This is a genomic window from Falsiroseomonas sp. E2-1-a20 (assembly GCF_051433195.1).
Taxonomy (GTDB): Bacteria; Pseudomonadota; Alphaproteobacteria; order Acetobacterales; family Acetobacteraceae; genus Falsiroseomonas.
In genome coordinates this window covers 1-499 of the sequence record NZ_JBHMFT010000199.1, presented here as the reverse complement: position 1 = coordinate 499, position 499 = coordinate 1, and the positions used below count along the sequence as shown (strand labels likewise).

1 protein-coding gene is annotated in these 499 nt (G+C 70.7%); it reads right to left on the bottom strand.

What is annotated here, in order from left to right:
• Positions 1-477: helix-turn-helix domain-containing protein (locus ACFHPP_RS31355; RefSeq protein ID WP_437167132.1), on the bottom strand; the 477-nt coding region annotated here is incomplete at its 3' end.
• Between the last annotated feature and the right edge of the window lie 22 nt (positions 478-499).

Here is a 499-nt window from a genome sequence, read left to right as displayed (position 1 = left end):
AATGGCGCCGGTCGCCTGGGCATGATGCTTCGGCCGGGCCGAGAGCTTGCGGAAGCCCAGGGCGCGCACCTCCCGGCTCAGCGTCTGCGGTGAGACCGATACACCAAACTCCTCCCACAGCCATTGGCCGAGATCGCACAGCCGCCAGCGCACCACGCCGTGGATCGCCGGGATTGGGCCGTTATCGATCTGGGCAGCCAGCGCCTGGCGGTGCGTGTCGCTCAGCAGCGGCGTCGGGCCGGGCGCCTTGCGGTCAATCAGCGCCTCCGGTCCCTCGGCGTTGAACCGCACCACCCAGTCTCTCACGATCTGCAAGGTGACGTTGCCGAGCCGCGCCGCCTCCAAGCGCGTGCCCCCGTCGTAGATCGCCGCCAGCGCCAGCAGGCGACGGGCCTGGGCGGCGTCCTTGCTCCGCCGCGCCAAGCGCCGCAGCTCGGTGGCGCTGAAGTCGGAACGCAGGGCAATGGCGCGCGGCATGGTGAGCCTCCGAGGATCACCA